Raw genomic sequence first — 19,188 nt, 5'->3', positions numbered from 1 at the left:
GAGTATGAAGATCAAAAGGGTTACCAAAAAGCTTCGTCTATTTTAGATGCAGGATTTGATGATGCCACCCAATTCTATGGAGAACCAGCTGACTACCATGTACATCTCCGCACCACTAATGTATTGGAAAGATTGAACTCTGAGATTCGAAGACGCGAACAGGTAATCCGTGTCTTTCCAAATCATCAGTCTGCCTTTCGCCTAATTGGAGCTGTGTTAATGGATTATGCTGATACGTTAGACTTGGGCGGCCGAAAATATCTTCATACTTCAAATTAGGAAACGTACACCAAAGGTTTTGGGAGGAGGAGGCTAGCCTCCTCCTCCCAAAACCTCATAAATATTAAACAGTGGTTTACATTGAACATTATTTTTACACAAGATGCTGGACTTGACTCTTGATTTGTCCTTTAGAAGGCCTATCACGCACAGATCTTTGCCGCCTTGATCCTGTTTTGTCCTTTAGATCGCTTATCATGGACAAATCTTTGACGCTACGCCCATATTTGTACCTTAATGACCTGTCACACACAAATCTCTGATGGTTCATGCTGGAATTGTCCATTTGAACGCTTGCCATAGTTTATCTGCCCCCTGGCCAAAGCAGAACTCATTTTGAGAAAACGAACGAGTTCACTCTATCAAACACCATTAACTCACGATCAGTATTTTTCCGTATATTCCTCAAAATCCAGCACTTCTATAGCCTTCGAAAAATGAGGTTGGTTCGAAAAAAACTCAACTGGAAAGAGGAAATAAACAAACTAATGAGGACCGAACTTTCTCCCTGTAAGAGAAAAAGTGCTTTCATCTTTCTTATGAAAACCGTAATGCAAGTATCAGAGAGAGTCATGCGTCTTCAACTCGCTAAGGAAAACCGGGGTTCCTGTCCCACAAAGCATTCAAACTACTGAAGCCCTAAGCTCTGCCAAACAGAACAACAAAAATCTTTTCCAAGGTACCCTCATTTTCACTTTCCTTTCACTTTTGTGAAGTAAAGTAACATCAATAAGAACCTTCGTGAATTGAAAGGAGCAGTATAGATGGATAAAAAGGTTAAGTGGTCCATTATTTCTATAAGTACAGCATCATTTTTAACGTTTGCAGGCTTGGTTGGAGCGGGTCAGAAGGGTGGGACAAGTACTCCCGGCTCTACATCTGGGGATTTCAATCAGGATACTACAGGACATTCATCGACTTTTAACAATAATCATCAAGGCCAGAGAGGCAGCTTTAACTCTGATGATCAATCGCTCTGGGGGGATGATGGCTCTCAGGATTCCTCCTGGGGCGATGATTCTACATTCAATTCCCCACAGAGCGGAGGATTCCAGGGCGGACATGGAAGTTCAGGAAGTTCACAATGACAACCTTTACTTTTAAAGCCATGAACAGCCTCATCAGCATCACTTTAGAAAAAAAGGCAGAATTATTCACTCTTGTTGAAGGGATATTTGAAGAAGTGGAAAAGACTGCGAGCAGGTTTATAGAAGGGAATGCCCTCCATTCATTGAACAGCGGAGCAGTTGGAGTTCCCATTTTTCTCGGTCCTATCCTTTCTGAGCTTACTGAAAAGTCCCTGATTTTGTCCCGCAGGACAAATTATGCAGTAAACCCCTTTATGGGAGAAATCATCAAGAAGATTGGATACCGCACATCTTTCTCAACGAATTATCAGCCTGGTGAAATGGATGCCGCACCTAATGATAGGACACATATTCCTGAGGAGCCTGTGGACATACTATCTCCTTCATGGATCATGAAAAAAAGGGAGTTCAGCTTTGATTTTGGAGGATTCGGCAAAGGATTCGCCGTTGATAAGGCAAAGGATCTGCTGAAGAAAGAAGGAGAAGAAGGCGCCTTGATCAATGCCGGCGGGGACATTGCGGTAATTGGATCTCAGGAGGCAGGGGTTCAGCATCCCTTGAATACCGGATTCGATATAGCAAGATTTACCCTGACAGACTGTGCCCTCGCCACATCGGGAAAGAATGTTCGAAAGTGGATGTATAAAGGGAAAGATCGCCATCATCTTATCAATGGTCTTACGGGACATGCTGCAGATAATGGAGTTCTTCAGGCAAGCGTGATTGCGAGAACAGCAATGGAAGCAGAAACTGCTTCCAAGGTGTTTAATATTCTGCCTTATGAAGAGGCCAAACAGTGGCTGTACAAATATCATCGGGAGGCCGCTTTCCTGGTCTATTTTGAGAACGAGACCTTTAAGGCAGGCGGCAATAAACATTTATTTCAGAAATTAGAGGTGGCACCATGAACTGGACATGGTTTTTTATCCGTGTAACCGGACTTACTGCCTATTTATTATTAACCATATCGTTAACTGCGGGCATGTTCCTGCATCTGCCGAAAAAAAAGGGAAATCTCCTGGTATTTCACCAGATCCTAGGCCAGGTGGCCCTGCTTTTAATCGGGGTCCATGCTTATCTGCTTGTGTTCGATCATTACCAGCCTTATTCCCTTAAAGCGATTCTGATCCCGTTTGCATCAGGGGAAGACCGAGTCATGAGCGGAATCGGGATTATTGCCATGTATCTTCTATTAATTGTTATCATAACATCTGATTTCATGAAAAAAGTGGGGAAGTCCCTTTGGAAAAAGCTTCACTATCTTGTTTTTCCAGCATGGATTCTATCTGCTGTACACGGATTATTTCTTGGATCTGACAGTGGGGCATACTGGGGGAAGATTCTATATGCAGGCACCACAGCAGTAGTCGTATTAGGATTTATGTATTTAATAACATCTTCAAGCAAAAAGAAAAAGCAGCGGCAAGCCGCTTACCGGGCTAGATAGACTTTTTATAATGCCTGCACCGTCAGGCTTTTTTATTTGGTTTGTAATAAATCCAACCCCCCCCAATAAACTGTAAGGAAATACAAAGAAATGGGGAGAGATATATGACTCGATTAGTTAAACCTGGTGAAATTGCTAGAGTAACCGGAACATATGCAGAAAGCGGCCAGGGAGGGGGAAAGGTAAAAGGAGGGAAGCGAATCGTCGTTAACAAAGGAGAACTGCTTCCGGAATTGAAGACTTTCTCCATTGCGCTTCAGCACAAAGGGCAGGAAAAAAAGCACACCCGCCAGCATAGGTGGAAGCTGCTATAAGCAGCAGGAATAAAAGGACCAGCTTTCGGTCCTTTTATTCCTTTTACATATCATGATGGGCATGGTGTTTCTGCCGTGAATGCTTGCCGTTTTTCACTCTATGCGAACCGCTGGCAGGCTTGGGCTGAGTGGAATTTACATTTCTGCCATTGTTTTTTTTCGTCATGAAAATCCCTCCTCGAAGTTTAGTGTGCTGAATCCTGTTCTGTTTATGCGCCTTACATGATTATAAAATCAAACAGGTGGCACACTACCCTTATATCCTTGAAAAGGAGGCAGACAATTGGATAAATATCCTTATCATAAAAACAAACAGCAGGCATTCCAGGCTGCCCAGCAGGGAACAGAGCAGGCGAGGGAAAAAGCAGCGCTGCTGTTCCCTGAAAACGCTGATTTCTACTCTCAGGTTCATGCATTGAAAACAGAAGCACAGGAAGCCTTCCAGCAAATTGAGAATGCCCTTGAAGTGGCCTCGGAGCATCAAAGAGTTCAGCTCAGACAATATCAGGACGAGCTTCGACAGCTGATTGAGGAAGCAGAAGACATGCAATAGAGCAGGGAAAAGAAGCAGAAGGGAAGATTCTGCTTCTTTTGCTGTTCATTTTCAAACTCATGTCGAAGAGACTGAATCATTTCGTCAAATTCACCAATTAAAACAGCCTTATATTATATAAAGATAATGACTAAAAATAAATCCGTTTTTATATTCATTTTGGAAGCTGTGGTAATAAAGAGGTTTTTTAAATTTGATAAGTTTTTCTTATGCCAATCAATAACATTCTTGTAATTTACTTATTAGGATAGATGGAATAATATAATATTGTAAAGTTAATAGAAACATGGTCGAATTTTTCGACATTTTTCTAAATATGGCTTATTATTAAACTGACTGGTAAAACCAGGCCGACTAAGATTATGAAACTTTGAATTTTGGAAATTTATAAGGGGTGTATGTTGAATGTCTAAGAACGATATTTTTAATTCCCGCAGTTCTTTTGAACTGAATGGTAAGCGCTATAATTATTATCGTTTAAATGCACTGGAAGAAGCTGGGGTTGCAAAGGTCTCTAATCTGCCTTACTCCATTAAAGTCCTTCTTGAATCAGTACTTCGTCAGGAAGATGGATTTGTTATTAAAAAAGAGCATGTTGAAAACCTTGCTAAATGGGGAACTGACAAAGTTAAGGAAGTCGATGTTCCATTCAAGCCTACACGTGTAATCCTCCAGGACTTCACGGGTGTGCCGGTAGTCGTTGATTTGGCTTCCATGAGAAAAGCGATGGCCGACCTTGGCGGCGACCCTGATAAAATCAATCCTGAAAAAACGGTGGATCTAGTCATCGACCACTCTGTACAGGTTGACAGAGCCGGTTCAGCCGATTCACTGAACTTTAACATGGATCTAGAATTCGAACGTAATGCAGAGCGTTATCAGTTCCTTAACTGGGCTCAAAAAGCTTTTGATAACTATCGTGCCGTTCCGCCGGCAACTGGTATCGTCCACCAGGTTAACCTTGAATTCCTTGCTGATGTGGTTCATGCTGCTGAGGGGGAAAATGGCGAAATCGAATTGTATCCGGATACATTGGTTGGTACGGATTCCCATACAACCATGATCAACGGTCTTGGCGTATTAGGCTGGGGTGTCGGCGGAATTGAAGCTGAAGCAGGAATGCTCGGCCAGCCATCTTACTTCCCGGTTCCTGAAGTAGTAGGTGTACGTTTTGTTAACGAACTTCCTGATGGAGCAACAGCTACTGACCTTGCACTTAAAGTAACACAGGAGCTCCGTAAAAAAGGCGTAGTCGGCAAATTCGTAGAATTCTACGGACCAGGTGTTTCCAGCCTTCCATTGGCAGATCGCGCAACAATTGCCAATATGGCCCCTGAATACGGCGCTACTTGCGGATTCTTCCCGGTTGACGAGGAAGCGATTGCTTACCTGCACTTGACAGGAAGAGATCCTGAACACATCCAGGTGGTTGAAGAGTACAGCAAAGCGAACGGATTATGGCTGACTCCAGACATTGAGCCTGTATATACCGATGTAGTGGAAATCGATCTTTCCCTCATTGAAGCAAACCTTTCAGGTCCTAAGCGTCCGCAGGATTTGATTCCTCTTTCACAGATGCAGGAATCATTCCAAAAGGCTGTCGCTGCTCCTGCAGGCAACCAGGGCTTTGGTCTTCAGGCATCAGACCTGGATAAAGAGACTGCTTTCACACTGAATGGCCAAGAAGTTACCATGAAAACCGGTGCAGTAGCCATCGCGGCTATCACAAGCTGTACGAATACATCCAATCCATATGTACTCGTGGCTGCCGGACTTCTTGCTAAAAAAGCGGCTGAAAAAGGGCTTGAAGTTCCTAAGTATGTAAAAACTTCACTCGCTCCTGGATCTAAAGTCGTGACTGGCTACCTTCGTGATTCCGGATTGCAGCCTTACCTCGATCAGCTTGGCTTTAATATCGTAGGATACGGATGCACAACCTGTATCGGTAACTCCGGTCCTTTAGAGCTTGATGTTGAAAAGGCAGTATCTGAATCCGATCTTCTTGTTACCTCTGTTCTTTCAGGCAACCGTAACTTTGAAGGACGCATCCATCCTCTTGTAAAAGGCAACTACCTTGCTTCACCGCCATTAGTAGTCGCATATGCACTGGCTGGAAATGTGAATGTGGATCTTGAAAAAGATGTGATCGGAACAGATAAAGATGGAAATGATGTGTATCTGAAAGATATCTGGCCATCTAAGGAAGAAATCAAAGAAGTCGTAGGCAAGACTGTAACTCCAGAGCTATTCCGCAAAGAATATGAAAATGTATTCAGGGATAATGAGCGCTGGAATGCAATTGAAACCAATGAAGATTCTTTATATGAGTTTGACAGCAGTTCAACTTATATTCAAAATCCTCCATTCTTTGAAGGCTTATCACCAGACCCTGAAGAGGTTAAGCCGCTTAACAGCTTAAAAGTTGTAGCTAAATTTGGTGATTCTGTAACAACCGACCATATCTCACCAGCTGGTGCCATCGGCAAAGATACTCCTGCAGGCTTGTATCTTCGTGCCAACGGAGTACAGCCTCGTGACTTCAACTCCTACGGCTCACGCCGCGGGAACCATGAAGTAATGATGCGCGGAACATTTGCGAACATCCGCATCAAAAACCAGGTTGCCCCTGGAACCGAAGGCGGATACACCACTTACTGGCCAACTGGCGACGTTATGTCCATCTATGATGCATGCATGAAGTATCAGCAGGATGGAACTGGCCTGATTGTCATCGCCGGAAAAGATTACGGAATGGGATCTTCCCGTGACTGGGCTGCAAAGGGTACAAACCTTCTTGGAATCAAAACCGTCCTTGCTGAAAGCTTTGAGCGTATCCACCGTTCAAACCTTGTGCTGATGGGTGTTCTTCCGCTTCAATTCAAAGCAGGAGAAAATGCTGAAACACTTGGCTTGACTGGTAAAGAAACGATCTCTGTTCAACTTGATGAAAAAGTAAGGCCGCGCGATCTTCTAAAGGTTACAGCAACTGACGAAGCAGGCAATACAAAAGAATTTGAAGTTCTTGTCCGTTTTGACAGCGAAGTGGAAATTGAATACTACCGTCATGGCGGTATCCTTCAAATGGTCCTTCGTCAAAAACTACAGGAAACGGCAAACACACAAGCTTAATGCAGTTCATAAAAAAGCCCCGCCTTTGGTGGGGCTTTTTTGGAATATCTTCAAAAAAATGATCCTTTGGTTATAAATGACTGCCGTTCATGGTAAACTTATACCAGCGAATCAATGTAATACACTCATTTACATATTCTTAAGATTGACCCAGCTTAAGGAGGACAAGCATGTTCAAAAAGGTGTTATCCATCATTCTTCTGCTTCTTTTGGTTTCAGTGGCAATTGTGCAAGCGATGGAGAAGAAAAAGGTAGAGAAACCCATTGAATCACAGACTGCTCTAGCCGCCTCAGGAATTAAAACAGGCAAAGCAGCTCCTGATTTCACTCTTAAAACCCTTGAAGGGAAGGCAGTCCAGCTTTCTGATTTAAAAGGGAAGAAGGTCATCCTCAATTTTTGGGCCACCTGGTGTCCTCCCTGTAAAAAGGAAATTCCCGAAATAGAGGCGTATGCAAAAAATGCTCCCAAGGATGAAATGATTCTTGCGGTAAATATGGATCCATACGCGGATGTAAAAGGCTTTTCGAAAAAAATGGGCATCACATTTCCCATCCTTCTTGATACAGACAATGAAGTAAATACTTCATATAAAATCGTTTCGATCCCAACCACCTATTTTATTGATAAGAAAGGGATCGTCCGTAACAAAATCATGGGGGCCATGACCAAAGAGGACTTAAAACAGAATATGAACAGCCATCCCTAGAGACTAACTGAAATTAGTCTCTATTTTTTTAAAAAATATAGTCATAATATTTACTTTTTTTGGTGATACTGCTAGTAAAAAGAAAATAGGTGAAAAAATGAAAAGAAGAAGAAAATTATCCTTTGAGGAATTAATAAAGGAAAATAAACTTGAGCTGATGAAGGATGCGAAGGCCCTTGAGAGAATCGAGCAAAGATTGGAAAGCAGGCATCTGGATAAGGCAGAATAATGTTTATCAAAAATTGTAACTCATGAACATCTGCTTATAAGTCCATGATAATAATCAGGGAGGGATTTTTATGAGTAATCCAAAACGCGATTCAAAGCATTTTGTCCCAAGTCATCTCGGGACACAGCCCCGCGGCTTCAGCGGGAATAATGGAAAGAAAATGCAGGATAAATCAGGGAAACATGCCCAGGTCATTCAGACGAAGGGTGAATAAGAGAGAGCCGGGTATAGTCCGGCTCTTTTTTTATGGATTCTCATGTTTACATAATATAGTTATAAGTAATTCGTTATTTAATTGTCTAAACTTCTTACTTATTGAAAACAATACGATAAGAAGAGGAGGGATGATTCATGAACCGAAAAACAAATCCAGATGACCGCAGTGATAATGTTGAAAAACTTCAGGACATGATTGAAAATACCATGATTAATATGGAAAAGGCTGAAGAAGCCATGGCATTCTCAAATGAAAGCGAACAGCAGAACATTCTTGAAAAAAATCATAAGCGGCAGGAATCCATTGAATTCATGAGAAAAGAAGTGAAAGAAGAGGCTGCTGACAGGGAAACTGGCTACAGGTAAATGAAGCGTTATACGCAAAAAATTAGAAAAAATATGCTAAGATAGAAGGTGGCTCCTATTATGGGAGTTGCCTTTTTTTACTTGAAATTTATGGGTTCTCTGGAAGAAGTGAATACGAATGAAGATTGAGGATATACAGGCCGAAGCCGAGTCTCTAATGCTTGAAGCCTCAAAGCAAGGTTATGTAAGAGATTACACCAAAATATTGGTGCTCTTAAAAACTCTTGAGACGGATGACCGGCCATCTGTAAAAAACATAAAGTCCGAATTGTACAGTTTGATGGCTTTGACCAGAAAAAGACGTACAGGAGAGGACCAATTATATGAAGCCTGGTTACAAGCTGCACTTACACATAATAAAAGCAATAAGATGGCAAATGCTATGCTTGCTGAATCAAAATGGCAGCAATACCGGGACCTGTTTTCGGATTACCAATTCCCTTTAATAAGGGAGACCGATAATCGGACTACAAAGAAGAAACTGGCAGATACCTACATTGAACGAAGCAGCGACATTCTGGATACAGTAGTGGAAACTCTTGATGCTCTGCAAAAAGGGCAAGTAGTGATAGATTCCATGAATTCAGAGCTGCTGCAAAAATATGACATCTTGATTGTAATTCTGAAAGAGATTGAAACTGCTGCAACTGATTTATTGAATGCCGCCGTTGACTATGAAGCATCGGTTACTGGAGTCTTTCATACTGCTGTCCATTTTAAGGACGTCAAAGTTCATCTCGAAACATTTGGGGCAGTAAAGGAAAGATGGGAATCCCAATTTCCGGAAGAAGAGGAACAGGTTAAGAAGAAAAGCGCGACTTCGTCATTAAATCAGCTTATAGGTCTTCATGATGTGAAAAAGAGAATAAATGACTTCTATAAATTTCTGCTTTATCAAAAAAAACGGAGCGGCTTCGGTTTTATTTCAAGAGATGATATAAGCCTCAATATGGTTCTGACCGGAAATCCAGGAACAGGGAAAACCACACTGGCCCGATTATTCGCGAAGATTTTCCATGAGCTTGGAATCCTGCCGCGAGAGGAAGTCATTGAAGCTGACCGGGCCCAGCTCGTGGGAGCTTATGTCGGACAAACCGAAGAAAATGTCAGAAAACTGGTGGAACGCTCCCTTGGCGGGGTGCTCTTTATTGACGAAGCCTACACGCTTAAGCGGGGCGATTCATCAGGAAATGACTTTGGACAGACTGCAATCGACACACTTGTTTCTTTAATGACAAGCTCTGAATATGCAGGGAAATTTTCAGTTATCTTTGCGGGCTACAGGGAAGAGATGCGCCATTTTCTTCAATCAAATCCAGGATTAAGAAGCCGGTTTCCAACCTCCAATTTTTTTGATCTTCCTGATTACTCGCTGGACGAATTATTGCGCATCGCAGAGGAAGCTGCCTCTGCCAATGATTACATTTTGACCGAAGGAGCCAGGAAGATTCTGGCTGAAAGAATTGAAAGAGAAAAGGTTGATGAAACCTTTGGCAATGCCCGAACTGTGAAAGCGGTCGTCATGGATGCCATTTTTAAAAAAGGCGCAGCACTTTCAGATTCAGAAAGCTTAAGCATATTGGATTACACCACTCTTACTGAGGATGATTTTAAAATCCAGGAAGGCTATGCATCCTCTGATCCGGAAGCCGAGCTTGAGAAGCTGGTCGGCCTGTCTTCCATCAAGAAGGAAATGAAGCAGATAGAAGCTTTTGTTAAAATGCAGCAGCTCAGAAGAACACATTATCTTCCTCATGTGCCGGTCCAGCTTCATGCTGTCTTCACAGGAAATCCCGGTACAGGTAAAACTACGGTCGCAAGGCTTTACTCGGAAATTTTGAAACGCTGCGGAGTATTAAAGCGGGGCCATCTGATTACGGCCAGCCGTGCCGATTTTGTCGCAGGCTATGTCGGTCAGACATCCATCAAGACAAAGAAGAAAATTAAGGAAGCACTCGGAGGCGTCCTGTTTATTGATGAAGCATATTCCCTATTGAGTGGAGCGGAAGGGGATTTCGGCAGGGAAGTCATTGACACACTGGTGGACGAAATGACCCGGCATAATGAAAATCTTGTAGTAGTGCTGGCTGGATATCCCGAAGAGATGAATCATCTCCTCAGTTTCAACCCAGGACTCAGGTCTCGATTTAAAAAGTTCATTCACTTCCCTGACTATACTCCTGATGAGCTGCTAAAGATCATCCATTCTTATGCAGAATCCTATCAATATGAAATTACGGATGATGCCGAAGAAAGTATAAAAGAGTATCTGTCAGACCATCGGGTTGAAGGAAATGCACGTTTTGCAACCAATTTAGTGGACGAGGTCATTCAGACTCATGCATACAGAATCATGCAAAAACAGGATAATCCTGATTTGAGTTTGCAGCTTTTGCAGCTTCAGAAAAAGGATTTTATAGATAGTTTTGAGAAAATGGAAAGAGGCGAAAGGTAATGTTAGTTTCGGAGAAAAAAATAGACGTACGATATGGTGAAACTGATCAGATGGGAGTAGTATATCATGCCAATTATGTGATCTGGATGGAGCTGGGAAGAACAGAGCTGATTTCTGATCTTGGTTTTAAATATGCTGATATGGAGAAGGAAGGAATTCTCTCACCCGTCACCGACATACAGGCTTCCTATAAAAAACCCGTACGATATCCAGAAACCGCCACAGTCAAAACATGGATTGAAAAATATGATGGCATCAGGGTGACGTACGGATATGAAATCTATACCGAATCAGGCGAACTCGCTTTGACTGGATCATCCTCTCATGTCTGTGTCAAAGCGGACAGCTTCCGGCCGGTCTCCATCCGCAGACAATTCCCAGACTGGCATGAAGCATACGAAACCCATAAAAAACAGGAAATGTAAGCAGCGGAACATAAAGAGGTGAAGATAAATGGCTTTCGGTATCAAACGCAAAGATGTTGAAGAATGGAAAAGAAAAATTGACTCCGGAGAAATAGCCTTCCTTACACACTACTGGCTGGATGACCGATTTCCCGGATGCAAAACCGTGACAAAAGCGGGCTGCAAGAACCTCGATCAGCTTGCTGAATGGGGTAAGGCCTATGATTTAAAAAAAGAATGGATACACCAAAAAGAAGGATATCCTCATTTTGATCTCCTTGGAGAACGGCAGCGGTTTATATTAAGTGCTGAAGGGATTCATGAGCCACTGCTAGATGCCTAAAAAAATGCTTTAGCGGGCATAAAAGAAAACTACATTAAGAAACAAAATGGGAGATATAAAATCCAGGGATTTTATATCTCCTTTTAATTGTTCCATGGCAAAAAAAAATAGAAAAAATACTTTAATAAACCGCTATATTTTAATAAGATATAGTTGTGGATAATACCAAAAATATACTATATCAAATGAAGATATAGTTGTGGATAAAGGAGCTGTTATGAGGAAAACAGAACTGATAAAAGGAGTCAGTGAAATGATTCTATTGTCTTTCCTTGACATTCGGGATATGTATGGATATGAGCTGATGGAAACAGGGAATCGGGTAAGCGATGGCTATTTTCAGCTAAAAGAAGGAAGCGTTTATCCAGCCCTAAAAAGACTGCACGAAAAGGGGTTCGTCGATCTTTACTGGAAGGATTCTAAGGAAGGGCCCCAAAGAAAATATTACACATTGACCGAAGAGGGGAGAAGGGAGCTAAACCAGCAGAAGAAGGAATGGAGTATGTTTCAGGGAGCATTGTTAAAGACGCTTTTTCATGCAGAATGAAGCAAAATTATGTAAACGCGCAAATCGTGCATAACAATTAAGTTTTTAATGGTTTTATGCTAAAAAAGCAAAACTTGCAAATCGGGCAAAACAGTAAAACTTAAAAAGGGCAGACATCAGAGTTCACTCGGATGCTGCCCTTTCTTTATTCTTTTCCTACGGAGAAGCCGCTGAATAGGCGGCCGCCATATTGTTCAAGGATTTTGTCGGTAAATTGAAGGATGTGATCCTTTTCACCATGCCTGTAAAAGATATCAAAGGCTTCAAAAAACTATGCTGCAAGCATGGGATCATAAGCCTTCATAACTTTCCATATCCACTTAGAGGTTCCAGTCCATTGGGCGTCCGTACGTAAAACGAATTCATGCACAAGCTCGGCAAGCGTTCCCGCAATAAATATTTCTTCATGCCTGTCGGAACTGCCTATAAAATCCAATACGAGATCGGTAATAAAATAACGTTTGAGTTCGATGTCTTTGCTATTCCATGGCGGAGGGCCAGAGGAGAGGAGCTTTTCAGCATGAGCCTTTAAACCTGGAACAGAAGGGCTGTTTCTAATCACGATTCCTTCAAAAACCATCCGGGGAAGGGAAGGCCTGCCGCGTTCACAATCCTGAGTACAATATCTTTTATAGGATTCGTTATTATGTACGAATGCTTCTATCATCCACTCTTGTTCATAGAAAGATTCCCTGTGTTCTTTATGGATGGATGAATCATAAATAAAAATGTCCAGATCGGAAGTGGAGGTAGCTTCACCTCTTGCTGTACTGCCGCCCAATAATGCCGCTTCACAATCCGGGAAAAATTGCTCGACAAAGGCAGCTGCCGCCTGTATGGGATCCTTTCGCATAAAAAACCGCCTTTCAAAAAAAATTCAGGAGAGATCTCCTGAATTTAGTATACGGGATAGAAAGAATTATTTTCCATAAGTAATTTCCGGTTCCTGGAATTGAACATTATAGCCAACCTCTAAATTATGATTGTCAAAATACCATAAGTCACTTTCTTCAATAAAATATGTGACTCCATTTTTCATGGAAGATGCACCTGGATTTATCGGTTCTTCTTTGCTGATTCCAAGAGAGAACCCGCTCTGGACCGTACTGCAGCCTCCGTATCTTGCAAGAAAGCGGACAAAATCTCCTGTTTTTAGATCCATTTCTTCCTCATACCATTTTGCTGCTTCATCGCTGATTTTGATTTCCATGATTTCTCCTCCGATCACTTCTTACAAATAGTATAGTAGAAAATGATTCATTTTTCTAATTCCCAGTCCTAACAGCTGCATTACTCAGTTGTCCATGCAGACATATGGGCCAGCGTTTCCTGATACGATTCCGGTTTCTGGACGAGGCCTTTTTCTTCAGCTTCTTTTAGAGGCAGTACTTGATAGTGCTTTTGTTTGCTGCTTGTAACAAATGTGGGGGTAAACTGATAGTTTTCAAGGTTAATCTCTTTTGTTTTGTTTGTAACGGTTTTATTCACCTTTACGGTTAGGATTCCTCCGATATCCTTATAGTCATGGGTCTGGCCAGAGAGAAAGTTACCCAGTGAATACACGACAAGCGTCTTCTTCCCAGAATGCTGGATCCATTGAATTGGCTGGAGAACATGGGGATGATGGCCGATGATAATATCAGCGCCTGCCTTTGCCATCTCATCTGCCCATTTCATTTGTTCCTTGGAGGGCATTCGTTCGTATTCGGTGCCCCAGTGGGTGCTCACGACCACAACATCAACCTGGTTCCTGGCATGTTTGATATCCTCGAGGACGGTATGGATATCAAAAATATTAACCAGGTACGGCTTGTTCTTTGGAAGCACATTCCCATTCAGTCCATACGTATAAGATAGAAATCCAAAGGAAATATCATTTCTATTCAGCACTCGTAATCGCATCTTATCTTCCAAGCTTTTATATGCCCCTGTATAGGGCATCCCCAATTGATTATAATGTCCGATGGCACTGTATAAAGCTTTTTCTCCGTGGTCCATGGAATGGTTATTTGAAATAGATACAATATCCACTCCGTTTCGCTTCAGCGTGTCCGCAATTTCAAAAGGGCTGTTAAAAGAGGGATAGTTGGACAGACCTATTTGAGTCCCGCCAATCATAGACTCTTGATTGGCGATCAGGAGATCAGGCTTTTGCAGCAATTTCTTTACCGGCTGTAACATCGGGTCAAAATCGTATTTTCCATTATGGAAGGCATCCTTATAAACCCTGTCATGAATCAGTACATCCCCTATGGCTCCAAGGGTGGCACTGGTATGTTGATAGTTTTTATGATTCAATGAGTCATTTCTTAACGGAAGAGAGTTCATTTGGGGCTCGCTGCTGCCTTTCGTCCTTTCATCCTGCAGGTCTTTCAAGAGAAAGACCGAAAGACCAAGGACCAGCAGCAGTACAGCGATACCTGCCAGCAGTAATTTTTTCATATTTTTACTCTCCTAATGTAATGGTTTCCTATATAATATATGGAAAGTGAGAATGAATATAGTGGAAAAATTTAAACATCATCCAGAACCGATAGAAATGGAAGAAGGACCGCTTTTATATGAACGATAAGCTGTTTGAGACAGATTTATACGCACCCGTCCGGGATTATTTATCAGCCAGAGGATATGACGTTTTTGGTGAAGTCCATCATTGTGATATTGCCGCAGTAAAGGCAGGGGAATTGGTCATTGTTGAATTGAAACTTACCTTAAACCTGGAACTCCTGCTCCAGGCAGCCAAAAGACTCCGGATTACTGATCAAGTTTATATCGCCGTTCCCCGGAAACCTTCTTTGATTAAAACAAAAAAATGGCAGGATCTCCTACACTTGATCAGACGTCTTGAAATCGGGCTGATTCTGGTTTCTTTCCTTCATAAGAAGGCTGGCGTTACCATTGTTCATGAGCCGGCTCCATTCGATAAGAAAAGAAGTCTCACTCAAAATCGAAAGAAAAAAGAACGGATACTCAAGGAGATTAATGGAAGGAACGGAGACTGGAACAAAGGGGGAAGCAGCCAGACAAGCTTAATGACTGCCTATAAGGAAGCGAGCATCCACATTGCCTTCCTATTGAACAAGCATGGCATCCTGACACCAAAAGCACTCCGGGAAATGGGCACAGGAGAGAAAACACAGTCCATCCTTTATAAAAATTATTATGGCTGGTTCGAAAGGAGCGGACGCGGCAACTATCAAATCAGTTCAACAGGCAGAGACGCCTTGGAGGAGTATCCGCTTCAGATCCAGGCATTCTCCCTGCGAGAGGACTGAAAAAAGGGGAGAAACAGAACTCCTCCCCTAACGTATTCAATCGCCGCCAAAAATATCAAAGATTCCTTTGGCTATGCTGCCTTCATCCTTTGCTCCTCCGCGTCCTGGGGCTGCGGCAAATACCCTGCTGGCAAGGCGGCTGAAGGGAAGGGACTGAACCCAGATGGTGCCTGGACCGCGCAGGGTGGCAAAAAATAAGCCTTCACCGCCAAATAGAGCGGTCCTGACTCCTTTCACAAACTCAACATCGTACTGAACAGAGCTGGTCATGGCTGCTAGACATCCTGTATCGACGCGGAGGACTTCCCCTGGGGAGAGATCTTTTTTATGTATGGTTCCGCCCGCATGGACAAAGGCCATCCCATCGCCCTCTAGTTTCTGCATAATGAAGCCTTCACCGCCGAAAAAACCTGCTTTTATCTTGCGCTGAAATTCGATGCCGATGGAAACTCCTTTAGCCGCAGCCAGAAATGCATCCTTCTGGCAGATAATTTTATGATTATACAGACTCAAATTCATAGGGATAATTTTCCCTGGGTATGGAGAAGCAAAGGAAACATGCTTTTTTCCATTTGCCTCATTGGTAAAGGTGGTCATAAAAAGACTCTCGCCAGTCAATACTCTTTTACCAGCAGAAAACAGTTTGCCCATGAAGCCGTTTTCTCCGCCGCTTCCGAAGATCGTTTCCATCTGTATGCCATCTTCCATCATCATCAGGCTTCCTGCTTCAGCGACCACAGTTTCCCCGGGATCAAGCTCCACTTCTACAAACTGCATATCGTCGCCGTATATTTTGAAATCAATTTCATGATTCTTCATAAGACCGCCTCCTAAAGCGAGAATTCACATCTTCTGTTATAACTAAATTCTAGGCGATGGAAGAAAATTCCGCTATAGATTTTTAACAAAAAACGCTAAATCATCCCGCTTCCAGCTTTCTCACAAGCTAACTGTTTGTTACCCTTTGAGGGTTTTCTTATATAACAAGTAAGAATACGCTACAGGCGATATTAAAATAATGAGAATTCCTGGCATTAATAAAGGTTCTTTGTACGGCTGCGGCAGCAGGACCGATACCATGAAAAGGACGCCGCAAATCATAAAGACCTTTCCGCCGAATCTGTGAGTCTTCTTCCAAACTGTCTCATGATTCAAGGTCCACGGAGTCTTGATTCCCACAAAATAATTCGGCTTGACCTGGGGCATATAATTTCCGAGAACAACGAAGGATGGACCTACAAGAATAAAATCCAGATTTCCATATTGACCTGAACACAAAGTAAATAGGCTCTATGACTATTTTCCTGTTTATTGGCCATCACATACTCCATATACGATGAGTGCAGCAAATTTTTCAAAAATCGGTCATTATTTTCAATGAAAGAGCAGGAAAATCTGATTGAAAAAAGAAGTAAATAATAAGGCTTTCATTAATCATTCAACATAATTCAACCCAAATAGACAAGCCTGACCTGCGCATCCTAAGAAAGAAGGTATACTATGACTGCTAAATTTTTTGCCGATTATGACAAATTCATTGTAGTTCCAGCGGATGAAAACCATGACAGTGTGAAGACCTTTAATCCTCAGGAATTCGCAACTCATTATATCCTCACGCTCTCCCTGTTTGATTCTCTTTTACAGAAATGGTCCGATGCTGACAAGTACGAAATCGATATTGAAAAAAGCATAGATAATGTCCTGAAGGAATTTAATAAATCTCAGAGAAAAATGTATTATCTTCAGCTTCTTGAGTTCGACAAGGAAAAACCTTATTTCGTATTGGCACTTTCAAGCCGCATAAAACCGGAAGACACCGACGATCAGGGCTGTGTCTCCTATGTGGTAGAAAAGCTTCTCTCCAATCCCTTTTATATTGGGGAACGGTGGTATGTTTTCATTGGCGACCGCGGCAGGATCGAGAGGAGGATCTTCAGATATTCCTATAAAGAGTATATTGTTTAGCTGCCAGCCGCCATTTTGGGCGGTTGTTTTTTTGCAGTTTTACAGATTGGGAAATCCCGCGAATTAGAGGATCACATTCATACATGCGACCTGAAACAGCCCATAAAAATCCTTCACTCTTTAAATGACGTATTCCCTGATTTCTTTGGTGAAGGTTCGGAAGCAGCCCTAGACAGCCGGCGCTTATAGGGTTGTTATGTGCCTGGATGGCAGTCGTATCGAAATTGGAATGCAAGGATTGAAGAGGTCCATATGGGGGAAACAGCGTAAAATAAGCGGAGCTTTTCCGGTTATTCAAAGAAAAAGACGTATGCCAATTCATACGTCCATTCTTGTGTGTTTAATTAAAAAGTACGAAGCTGGAGCTATCTCTTTTTAGAAAACCATGGAATTTTTGGTTCGGTGCCATTTGCAATCCTGGCGATATTGGCCCTGTGCCTGTATATAATAAAGACCGTGATGAGTGAAATTACGATGATGAGCGGAATATCCCTTATTACAATGGAATAAACCAGGGCACCCACAGCTGTTATGATGGAGGATAAGGAAACATATCTGGTTATGTATAAGCAAATAAAAAAGAAAACGAGTACGAAAAGAAACATTAACGGTACATAGCCAAGCACCAATCCTCCAGATGTGGCCACGGCTTTTCCTCCTCTGAATCCTGCAAAAATCGGGTACATATGACCGACTACTGCAAAAACACCTGCAAGTAGAGGATGTACATCCACTCCCAAAAGATGCGGCAGAAGAGTTGCCAGAGTTCCTTTTAAAATATCCATCAGCGTCACAATAATGCCTGCTTTTTTTCCCAGCACCCTGAATGTGTTGGTACCTCCAAGATTGCCGCTGCCATGCTGCCTGATATCGGTTTTGTAAAAAACCTTTCCAATGATCAGCCCTGAAGGAATCGATCCTATCAAATAAGCTAACACTAATACTGCTATTGTCATTTCCTGCAGCCCTTTCTCTATTTCTGTTTTTTTATTTTATCATGAGTTTGGCAAAAATCCATCAAATGTTCAGAGATTCCTCTCGTTGAAAGTAAAAATCCAGAGAAACCCAGAGAAAAGCCATTCGTTTTTTTGTATGCTTAAAGGGTATAATACATTCAAACGTGGCTTTGAAAGGACGGGATAAAATGGCGATTGAAAATCCTTCAAGAGAAGAGATTGGAAAGATCTTAAAAAAAGCAAAGCGCATTGCTGTAGTGGGTTTGTCAGAGAACCCTGAGCGGACCTCCTATATGGTATCTGCAGCTATGCAGAAGGCGGGATATGAGATTATCCCGGTTAACCCCACAGCAAAAAATGAAATTCTGGGAGTCAAGCCGGTAAAATCATTAAAGGACATTGAGGGTCACGTGGATATCGTCAATGTTTTCAGGCGGTCTGAATTCCTTATGGAGCCAGCGAAGGAATTTGCCGAGATTGATGCCGATGTCTATTGGGCCCAGCTGGGATTATATAACCAGGAAGCCTATGATTTCTTAAAAGAAAAAGGATATACGGTCATCATGGACCGATGCATAAAAGTAGAGCATGCGATAACCAAATAGATTTTTGATAAGGAGCACCTGCATGGGCTCCTTTTGTTATGCGCGGGAAAGAAGTGATATACTAGCCACTGGCGGTGTAAAATCTGCAAAAGAACAACCTGTCCGCCTTCTCTTTTTTTTAAAGGCTTATTTGCTAAATGAAAAATAACCGTTAAAATAGGGATGAGGCTAAAGCATTGACCTGAGGACAGGCTGCCTGAATAAAATCTGCAATCAGCGGTACGACTAATCAAACGGGAAATTAAAATAAGGTACCAGATCAAAATAGAACATTTGTTCTTTTTTCTGGCTTGTTTTATAATGAAAATAT

Annotated in this window: 24 protein-coding genes and 1 pseudogene; 18 read left to right on the top strand and 7 right to left on the bottom strand. The window is 42.2% G+C overall.

Translation table 11 applies throughout. The annotated features are described in order from the left end of the window. The 5 genes from H539_RS0125130 to H539_RS29760 form a co-directional block, all read left to right on the top strand. Positions 1–279, top strand: a 279-nt coding sequence (locus tag H539_RS0125130) for a transposase (RefSeq protein WP_026695809.1), incomplete at its 5' end; no start/stop codon positions are given. Positions 280–1,043: 764 nt separating this feature from the next. Further along, entirely contained in the window at positions 1,044–1,367 is a 324-nt protein-coding gene (locus H539_RS0125120; protein ID WP_026695807.1) for a hypothetical protein, read from the top strand. Continuing rightward, positions 1,364–2,275 (top strand): FAD:protein FMN transferase, encoded by a 912-nt coding sequence (locus tag H539_RS30420; RefSeq protein WP_026695806.1) that lies wholly within the window; start codon positions 1,364–1,366, stop codon positions 2,273–2,275. Before H539_RS0125120 ends, H539_RS30420 begins: the two co-directional genes overlap by 4 nt. After that, complete coding sequence (locus H539_RS0125110; protein ID WP_035324125.1) at positions 2,272–2,814, top strand: ferric reductase-like transmembrane domain-containing protein; 543 nt, start codon at positions 2,272–2,274, stop codon at positions 2,812–2,814. The genes H539_RS30420 and H539_RS0125110 overlap by 4 nt, the downstream gene beginning before the upstream one ends. Before the next feature lie 104 nt (positions 2,815–2,918). Continuing rightward, positions 2,919–3,128 carry a YjzC family protein gene (locus H539_RS29760; protein WP_035324122.1) on the top strand — a complete coding sequence of 70 codons (210 nt, stop codon included), beginning with the start codon at positions 2,919–2,921 and terminating at the stop codon, positions 3,126–3,128. A gap of 43 nt (positions 3,129–3,171) precedes the next feature. Here the strand turns inward: H539_RS29760 and H539_RS31180 are convergent, their stop codons facing one another. Beyond that, on the bottom strand, positions 3,172–3,294 hold the full coding sequence (locus H539_RS31180) for a small acid-soluble spore protein P (protein ID WP_081416037.1): 123 nt from the start codon (positions 3,292–3,294) through the stop codon (positions 3,172–3,174). Positions 3,295–3,411: 117 nt separating this feature from the next. On the opposite strand from H539_RS31180, the gene H539_RS0125095 reads away from it, so the two are divergent. The 10 genes from H539_RS0125095 (at position 3,412) to H539_RS29755 (ending at position 12,077) form a co-directional block, all read left to right on the top strand. Beyond that, positions 3,412–3,681 (top strand): hypothetical protein, encoded by a 270-nt coding sequence (locus H539_RS0125095; protein ID WP_026695804.1) that lies wholly within the window; start codon positions 3,412–3,414, stop codon positions 3,679–3,681. A gap of 405 nt (positions 3,682–4,086) precedes the next feature. After that, complete coding sequence (acnA, locus tag H539_RS0125090; protein ID WP_026695803.1) at positions 4,087–6,810, top strand: aconitate hydratase AcnA; 2,724 nt, start codon at positions 4,087–4,089, stop codon at positions 6,808–6,810. 170 nt (positions 6,811–6,980) lie between these two features. Next, the gene (locus tag H539_RS0125085) at positions 6,981–7,517 is read left to right on the top strand and encodes a peroxiredoxin family protein (protein WP_026695802.1); all 537 of its coding nucleotides are present in this window, start codon (positions 6,981–6,983) and stop codon (positions 7,515–7,517) included. 97 nt (positions 7,518–7,614) lie between these two features. Continuing rightward, positions 7,615–7,746, top strand: coding sequence for an FbpB family small basic protein (locus H539_RS31175; protein WP_081416036.1), 132 nt, complete (start codon positions 7,615–7,617; stop codon positions 7,744–7,746). A gap of 70 nt (positions 7,747–7,816) precedes the next feature. Continuing rightward, positions 7,817–7,960 carry an acid-soluble spore protein N gene (locus H539_RS0125075; protein ID WP_026695801.1) on the top strand — a complete coding sequence of 48 codons (144 nt, stop codon included), beginning with the start codon at positions 7,817–7,819 and terminating at the stop codon, positions 7,958–7,960. 137 nt (positions 7,961–8,097) lie between these two features. After that, entirely contained in the window at positions 8,098–8,328 is a 231-nt protein-coding gene (gene tlp / locus H539_RS0125070) for a small acid-soluble spore protein Tlp (RefSeq protein WP_026695800.1), read from the top strand. 118 nt (positions 8,329–8,446) lie between these two features. Next, complete coding sequence (locus H539_RS0125065) at positions 8,447–10,783, top strand: AAA family ATPase (protein ID WP_051348798.1); 2,337 nt, start codon at positions 8,447–8,449, stop codon at positions 10,781–10,783. Next, positions 10,783–11,208 carry an acyl-CoA thioesterase gene (locus tag H539_RS0125060; protein ID WP_026695798.1) on the top strand — a complete coding sequence of 142 codons (426 nt, stop codon included), beginning with the start codon at positions 10,783–10,785 and terminating at the stop codon, positions 11,206–11,208. The genes H539_RS0125065 and H539_RS0125060 overlap by 1 nt, the downstream gene beginning before the upstream one ends. A gap of 28 nt (positions 11,209–11,236) precedes the next feature. Continuing rightward, positions 11,237–11,530: a hypothetical protein gene (locus tag H539_RS0125055; protein ID WP_026695797.1), complete on the top strand. Its 294-nt coding sequence runs from the start codon at positions 11,237–11,239 to the stop codon at positions 11,528–11,530. Positions 11,531–11,747: 217 nt separating this feature from the next. Then, on the top strand, positions 11,748–12,077 hold the full coding sequence (locus H539_RS29755; RefSeq protein WP_245602261.1) for a PadR family transcriptional regulator: 330 nt from the start codon (positions 11,748–11,750) through the stop codon (positions 12,075–12,077). Between the two features lie 145 nt (positions 12,078–12,222). On the opposite strand, the pseudogene H539_RS29750 reads toward H539_RS29755, so the two are convergent. The 3 genes and pseudogenes from H539_RS29750 to H539_RS0125035 all read right to left on the bottom strand — a co-directional run bounded on the left by H539_RS29750 (position 12,223) and on the right by H539_RS0125035 (position 14,519). Then, positions 12,223–12,930, bottom strand: a pseudogene (locus tag H539_RS29750) (nucleotidyltransferase domain-containing protein). A gap of 66 nt (positions 12,931–12,996) precedes the next feature. After that, positions 12,997–13,287 carry a HesB/YadR/YfhF family protein gene (locus H539_RS0125040; protein ID WP_026695796.1) on the bottom strand — a complete coding sequence of 97 codons (291 nt, stop codon included), beginning with the start codon at positions 13,285–13,287 and terminating at the stop codon, positions 12,997–12,999. Positions 13,288–13,367: 80 nt separating this feature from the next. Next, positions 13,368–14,519, bottom strand: a complete 1,152-nt coding sequence (locus H539_RS0125035) for a CapA family protein (RefSeq protein ID WP_026695795.1) — start codon at positions 14,517–14,519, stop codon at positions 13,368–13,370. 119 nt (positions 14,520–14,638) lie between these two features. Between H539_RS0125035 and H539_RS29745 the strand changes: the two genes are divergently transcribed. Beyond that, the gene (locus H539_RS29745) at positions 14,639–15,352 is read left to right on the top strand and encodes a DUF2161 family putative PD-(D/E)XK-type phosphodiesterase (protein ID WP_035324118.1); all 714 of its coding nucleotides are present in this window, start codon (positions 14,639–14,641) and stop codon (positions 15,350–15,352) included. Between the two features lie 36 nt (positions 15,353–15,388). On the opposite strand, the gene H539_RS0125025 is transcribed toward H539_RS29745, so the two are convergent. Beyond that, on the bottom strand, positions 15,389–16,171 hold the full coding sequence (locus tag H539_RS0125025) for a TIGR00266 family protein (protein WP_026695794.1): 783 nt from the start codon (positions 16,169–16,171) through the stop codon (positions 15,389–15,391). A 138-nt stretch (positions 16,172–16,309) separates the two neighbouring features. Next, positions 16,310–16,630 carry an SdpI family protein gene (locus tag H539_RS29740; protein WP_051348797.1) on the bottom strand — a complete coding sequence of 107 codons (321 nt, stop codon included), beginning with the start codon at positions 16,628–16,630 and terminating at the stop codon, positions 16,310–16,312. Between the two features lie 222 nt (positions 16,631–16,852). On the opposite strand from H539_RS29740, the gene H539_RS0125015 reads away from it, so the two are divergent. Continuing rightward, the gene (locus H539_RS0125015) at positions 16,853–17,317 is read left to right on the top strand and encodes a hypothetical protein (RefSeq protein ID WP_026695793.1); all 465 of its coding nucleotides are present in this window, start codon (positions 16,853–16,855) and stop codon (positions 17,315–17,317) included. A 365-nt stretch (positions 17,318–17,682) separates the two neighbouring features. Here H539_RS0125015 and plsY read toward each other — a convergent pair whose 3' ends face one another. Then, positions 17,683–18,273, bottom strand: coding sequence for a glycerol-3-phosphate 1-O-acyltransferase PlsY (gene plsY / locus H539_RS0125010; protein ID WP_026695792.1), 591 nt, complete (start codon positions 18,271–18,273; stop codon positions 17,683–17,685). Positions 18,274–18,461: 188 nt separating this feature from the next. Here plsY and H539_RS0125005 point away from each other — a divergent pair, with 188 nt between their 5' ends. Beyond that, entirely contained in the window at positions 18,462–18,878 is a 417-nt protein-coding gene (locus H539_RS0125005; RefSeq protein WP_026695791.1) for a CoA-binding protein, read from the top strand. The last annotated feature ends 310 nt before the right edge of the window (positions 18,879–19,188 follow it).

This window comes from Peribacillus kribbensis DSM 17871 (genome assembly GCF_000430765.1).
In the GTDB taxonomy this organism is placed as follows: Bacteria; Bacillota; Bacilli; order Bacillales; family DSM-1321; genus Paraperibacillus; species Paraperibacillus kribbensis.
Note: the sequence above shows the minus strand (reverse complement) of the source record. Positions and strands in the feature narration are given on the sequence as shown.